The 5,489-nt window shown below is 60.8% G+C and carries 7 protein-coding genes and 1 tRNA gene; all 8 read right to left on the minus strand.

Annotation, left to right across the window (positions count from 1 at the left end; translation table 11 throughout):
* Positions 1-216: 50S ribosomal protein L10 (rplJ, locus tag AC1DT3_RS11175; protein ID WP_477465328.1), on the minus strand; the 216-nt coding region annotated here is incomplete at its 3' end.
* A 582-nt stretch (positions 217-798) separates the two neighbouring features.
* Positions 799-1,500: a 50S ribosomal protein L1 gene (gene rplA, locus AC1DT3_RS11180; protein ID WP_477465329.1), complete on the minus strand. Its 702-nt coding sequence runs from the start codon at positions 1,498-1,500 to the stop codon at positions 799-801.
* A 14-nt stretch (positions 1,501-1,514) separates the two neighbouring features.
* Entirely contained in the window at positions 1,515-1,943 is a 429-nt protein-coding gene (rplK, locus tag AC1DT3_RS11185; RefSeq protein ID WP_477465330.1) for a 50S ribosomal protein L11, read from the minus strand.
* Between the two features lie 144 nt (positions 1,944-2,087).
* A complete protein-coding gene (gene nusG / locus AC1DT3_RS11190; protein WP_477465331.1) occupies positions 2,088-2,621 on the minus strand; it encodes a transcription termination/antitermination protein NusG in 534 nt (177 codons plus the stop codon).
* Between the two features lie 14 nt (positions 2,622-2,635).
* Positions 2,636-2,833, minus strand: a complete 198-nt coding sequence (gene secE / locus AC1DT3_RS11195; protein ID WP_477465332.1) for a preprotein translocase subunit SecE — start codon at positions 2,831-2,833, stop codon at positions 2,636-2,638.
* Between the two features lie 157 nt (positions 2,834-2,990).
* A tRNA-Trp gene (locus AC1DT3_RS11200) sits at positions 2,991-3,067 on the minus strand.
* An 84-nt stretch (positions 3,068-3,151) separates the two neighbouring features.
* Complete coding sequence (tuf, locus tag AC1DT3_RS11205; protein ID WP_477465333.1) at positions 3,152-4,342, minus strand: elongation factor Tu; 1,191 nt, start codon at positions 4,340-4,342, stop codon at positions 3,152-3,154.
* 43 nt (positions 4,343-4,385) lie between these two features.
* Positions 4,386-5,489 (minus strand): elongation factor G (locus AC1DT3_RS11210; protein ID WP_477465334.1); only part of this gene is annotated, 1,104 nt, incomplete at its 5' end.

Below are 5,489 nucleotides of genomic sequence, written 5' to 3' on the forward strand. Positions count from 1 at the left end.
GTCCGTGATGGACGCGACGTCCGTGCCTTCGAGAGCGATTTTGGCGAGGCTGTTTTTTGCGACCTTAACGGTGGCGCCCACCTGCTTCATCTGCGAACGCAGCTTCTGCATGTCGGCGACCGTAAGACCAGCATAGTGGGCGACGACGACTACGCTCGTGTTCGCAAACACGCCGTTGAGCGTCGAGACGAGCTCGCGTTTTGCTGCTCTTTCCACTGGGCTCTCTCCGGTTGGCGGAAGATTTCCGCCGGTTGCACCTGTCGCCTAAGGGTCTCTTGGCTTGTGCCTCGAGCTTGCCTCAAGCGACGCTCTCGCAAGCCCTGTCCCCCAGGCGCCGCCCTTGCGGGCAAGCCGGGTGAGATGGTTCGAACCGATCCTAAAAATCCGCGTTAACGGATCAAATTCGGCTTTCCCCGTCTATGCAGGCCCTCACGAATTAAGTCGGACGAGCCGACGCCTGCAGTCTCGGACAGGACATAGCCGGATGAAGCCAAAGGTTTCCCTTGGCCTTCCGGCTTGTCACCGCCCCGTCTCCAGGGCGGATTCGTTGCCGCCGGCTCCGCTACTCTAGACAGTAGCTCCTGCCGGACGGCGCTTTTCGTGAATCTAGAACGCGTCCTATAGGCTCTTTTGCACGAAAAGCCAAGAGGCATTTCCGTGGCGAAAAGATGAAGACACCATAGGGGACGGCTGAGATAGTCACTCCACGCCGTCTGTTCAAGAGGCCGGAACGCTTCCCAAAACAAAAGGCCCGGCATCGCGAGATGCCGGGCCTTTCGATGTCAATATGACCGAGGCCTAGCCGTTCAGGACCGACGACGGGTCGACCTTCACGCCCGGACCCATCGTCGAGGAGATCGCGATGCGCTGGATGTAGGTTCCCTTGGCGCCTGCCGGCTTCGCCTTGGAGACGGAATCCGCGAAAGCCTTGATGTTCTCGACGAGCTTGGTCTCGTCGAAAGAGGCCTTGCCGACGCCGGCGTGAACGATACCGGCCTTCTCGACGCGGAACTCCACCGCGCCGCCCTTGGYGGCGGCGACGGCGGCCTTGATGTCCATGGTCACGGTGCCGACCTTCGGGTTCGGCATCATGCCGCGCGGGCCGAGCACCTTACCGAGGCGGCCGACGAGCGGCATCATGTCCGGGGTGGCGATGCAGCGATCGAAATCGATCTTGCCGCCGTTGACGATCTCGAAGAGCTCCTCAGCGCCGACGACGTCGGCTCCGGCTGCCTTGGCCTCTTCAGCCTTGGCGCCGCGGKCGAAAACGCCCACGCGGAGCGTACGGCCCGAGCCGTTCGGCAAGTTGCAGACGCCACGGACCATCTGGTCGGCGTGGCGCGGATCGACGCCGAGATTCATCGCGACTTCGATGGTCTCGTCGAACTTCGCCTTGGCGCGTTCCTTGACCAACTTCACCGCATCCTGAATCGCATAGAGCTTGGCGGGTGCGATGCCCTCGCGGGCGGCGCGGACGCGCTTACCTTCATTAGTAGCCATCGTGCTGCCCTCCCTTACGCGACTTCGAGGCCCATCGAGCGCGCGGAGCCCTCGATCATGGCCACGGCGGATTCGACGGTGTCGCAGTTGAGATCGACCATCTTCTTCTCGGCGATCTCGCGGATTTGGGCGCGGGTGACGCTGCCAGCCTTGGCGCCCTTGCCCGGAGTCTGCGAACCCTTTTCCAGCTTCGCCGCCTTCTTGAGGAAGAACGAAACCGGGGGCTGCTTCATCTCGAAGGTGAAGGACCGGTCCTGATACGCGGTGATGATCACCGGGATCGGGGTACCCTTCTCCATCTGCGCGGTCTTCGCGTTGAAGGCCTTACAGAATTCCATAATGTTCAGACCGCGCTGACCGAGCGCGGGACCGATTGGCGGCGACGGATTGGCCGCGCCGGCCGGGACCTGGAGCTTGACGTAGCCCGAGATTTTCTTTGCCATGGGACTGCTCCCCAATGGACCATCCGCCCGATGCCTGTCGGACGAGACGGTGGTTGYAGGTCGCGGTTCGGCTTGGTTTTACCCCAGTTGGCAACTGGGCAAACCTCCCGCGGATGACGGCTCCCTCGAGGGAGCCGAGAACGATCAGAGCTTGTCGACCTGACCGTATTCGAGTTCGACCGGCGTAGCGCGGCCGAAAATGGACACCGCCACCTTGAGGCGGGCCCTGGACTCGTCGATTTCCTCGACGACGCCGTTGAACGATGCAAACGGTCCGTCCGAAACGCGAACCTGTTCGCCGATCTCGAAATGGATCGAAGGCTTGGGATGCTCGACCCCTTCGGCCACCTGACCCTTGATGCGCTCGGCCTCCCGATCCGGGATCGGCACGGGCTTCGCCTTGTCGGCGCCCAGAAAGCCGGTGACCTTCGGCGTATTCTTGATCAGGTGATAGACCTCGTCGGTCAGATCGCACTTCACAAGGACGTAGCCGGGGAAGAACTTGCGTTCCGTATCGACCTTCCGGCCGCGGCGGATTTCGACCACCTTCTCGGTGGGAACCAGAACTTCCTCGAACTTGTCTTCGAGATTACGCTGAGCGGCCTGATCCTTGATGGATTGGGCAACCTTGTTCTCGAAATTCGAATAAGCGTGGACGATGTACCAACGCTTCGTCATCGCATCCACCCCACCTAGCCGCCAAGTCCAATGATCGTCCGGACCCCCCAGCCGATCACCTGATCGACCACGAGGAAGAAGACACTCGCCAGAACCACCATCAGGAACACCATCGCGGTGGTGATCATGGTTTCCTTGCGCGTCGGCCAGGTGACCTTGGCGGCCTCCGAGCGGACTTGCTGGATAAAGTCAAAAGGGTTCGTCTTGGCCATCTCGCTCCGTGTACGGCCTGTCGGCCGCAGACGTCCTCTGACGGGCTCTCTCGGGCCCAAATTGAAGGGGCGCGGAGCATTTACGCTTCGCGCCACCCATCGAAAAATCGTCGTGATTGGCGCTCTCTAACGCAAAACGCCTGCTTTGTCGATCCACTGGCAGGAGTGGAGGGACTCGAACCCCCAACCCCCGGTTTTGGAGACCGGTGCTCTAGCCAATTGAGCTACACTCCTCCAGTGGACCAACGGGCGGCGGCGAACCGCCGCCCGAAATGGCTAAGTTTGTTTATTCCAAGACTTGATAAATCCGAGAACAGATTAATCCAAGACTTGAGCGACGACGCCTGCACCGACGGTGCGGCCGCCTTCGCGGATAGCGAAGCGCAGCTTCTCTTCCATCGCGATCGGCACGATCAGCTGGACGTCCATGGAGATGTTGTCGCCCGGCATCACCATTTCGGTGCCTTCCGGAAGCGTCACCACACCCGTCACGTCCGTCGTCCGGAAGTAGAATTGCGGACGGTAGTTCGTGAAGAACGGCGTATGACGGCCGCCCTCTTCCTTCGTCAGGATGTAAGCCTCGGCCTTGAACTTCGTGTGCGGCTTGATCGAGCCCGGCTTGCACAGAACTTGTCCGCGCTCCACGTCCTCGCGCTTCGTACCACGAAGCAGAACGCCCACGTTGTCGCCGGCCTGGCCCTGATCGAGCAGCTTGCGGAACATCTCGACGCCCGTCACCGTCGTCTTCACCGTCGCCTTCAGGCCGACGATCTCGACTTCCTCGCCCACCTTAACGATGCCGCGCTCGACGCGACCCGTCACAACCGTGCCGCGGCCCGAAATCGAGAACACGTCTTCGATCGGCATCAGGAACGGCTGGTCGATCGGACGCTCAGGCTGCGGRATATACGCATCGACCTCAGCCATCAGCTTCAGAACCGCTTCCTTGCCGATCGCCGGCTCACGGTCTTCCAATGCGCAAAGAGCCGAGCCCTTCACGATCGGAATGTCGTCGCCAGGGAAATCGTACTTCGACAAAAGCTCGCGAACCTCGAGCTCGACCAGGTCGAGAAGCTCGGCGTCGTCGACCATGTCGACCTTGTTCATGAACACCACAAGCGCAGGAACGCCSACCTGGCGCGCCAACAGGATGTGCTCGCGCGTCTGCGGCATCGGRCCGTCAGCCGAMGACACGACCAAAATCGCGCCGTCCATCTGCGCCGCACCCGTGATCATGTTCTTCACATAATCCGCGTGGCCAGGGCAATCCACGTGCGCATAGTGGCGGTTCTTCGTCTCGTACTCCACGTGCGCCGTCGAAATCGTRATCCCGCGCGCCTTCTCTTCCGGAGCCTTGTCGATCTGGTCGTACGCCGTAAACGTCGCTCCGCCAGACTCCGCCAAAACCTTCGTAATCGCCGCCGTCAAAGACGTCTTGCCATGGTCAACGTGGCCAATCGTCCCGATGTTGCAATGCGGCTTATTACGTTCAAACTTTTCCTTCGCCATCGTGGCACCCGTTCCTTAAATCGTCAGTTCTTGTTCAAAGGGTTCAGGCGTATTTCGCCTGAACCTCGGCAGCCACGTTCGACGGCACTTGTTCGTAGTGGTCGAACTGCATGGTGTAACTCGCCCGGCCTTGGCTCATGCCACGCAGGGTGTTCACGTAACCGAACATGTTGGCGAGCGGGACCATCGCATTGATGACCACGGCGTTGCCGCGCATGTCCTGGCCTTGGATCTGGCCGCGACGCGAGTTCAGATCACCGATCACCGAACCGGTATAATCCTCAGGCGTCGTCACTTCGACCTTCATGACTGGCTCGAGAAGAACGGAGCCGCCCTTCTGAAGACCTTCACGCATGGCCGCACGAGAGGCGATTTCGAAGGCGAGTGCCGACGAGTCGACTTCGTGGAAGGCACCGTCGATCAACTCGACCTTGACATCGACCACCGGGAAGCCGGCGACGACGCCAGCACCGATGACCGAGTTGAGCCCCTTTTCGACGCCGGGGATGTATTCCTTCGGAACCGAACCACCGACGATCTTCGAGTCGAAGGCGAAGCCAGCGCCCTGCTCGTTCGGCTGGATCACCAGCTTGACGCGCGCGAACTGGCCGGTACCGCCGGTCTGCTTCTTGTGGGTGTAGTCCACTTCGGCCTTCTTCGTGATCGTCTCACGATAAGCCACCTGCGGAGCACCGATATTGGCATCGACCTTGTAGGTCCGACGAAGAATGTCGACCTTGATGTCGAGGTGCAGTTCGCCCATGCCCTTCAGGATCGTCTGACCGGATTCTTGATCGGTCGAAACGCGGAAGGACGGATCTTCCGCCGCGAGCTTCGCGAGCGCCAGACCGAGCTTCTCCTGATCAGCCTTCGACTTCGGCTCGATCGCGATCTCGATGACGGGTTCGGGGAACTCCATCTTTTCGAGGATCACGGGCTTTGCCGGATCGCAGAGCGTGTCGCCGGTGCGGACGTCCTTGAGGCCGGCCAGAGCGACGATGTCGCCGGCATAAGCTTCCTTGATGTCCTCGCGGTTGTTCGCATGCATCAGAAGCATACGGCCGACGCGCTCTTTCTTGTCGCGGGTCGAGTTCAGGAGCGATGCACCGGCATCGACCTTGCCCGAATAGACGCGGCAGAAGGTGAT

The organism is Microvirga sp. P4_G7, assembly GCF_056401005.1.

Coding starts and splice junctions, on each gene's coding strand:
- rplK (WP_477465330.1), bottom strand. CDS start 1,943: ATGGCAAAGAAAATCTCGGGCTACGTCAAGCTCCAGGTCCCGGCCGGC.
- nusG (WP_477465331.1), bottom strand. CDS start 2,621: ATGACGAAGCGTTGGTACATCGTCCACGCTTATTCGAATTTCGAGAAC.
- secE (WP_477465332.1), bottom strand. CDS start 2,833: ATGGCCAAGACGAACCCTTTTGACTTTATCCAGCAAGTCCGCTCGGAG.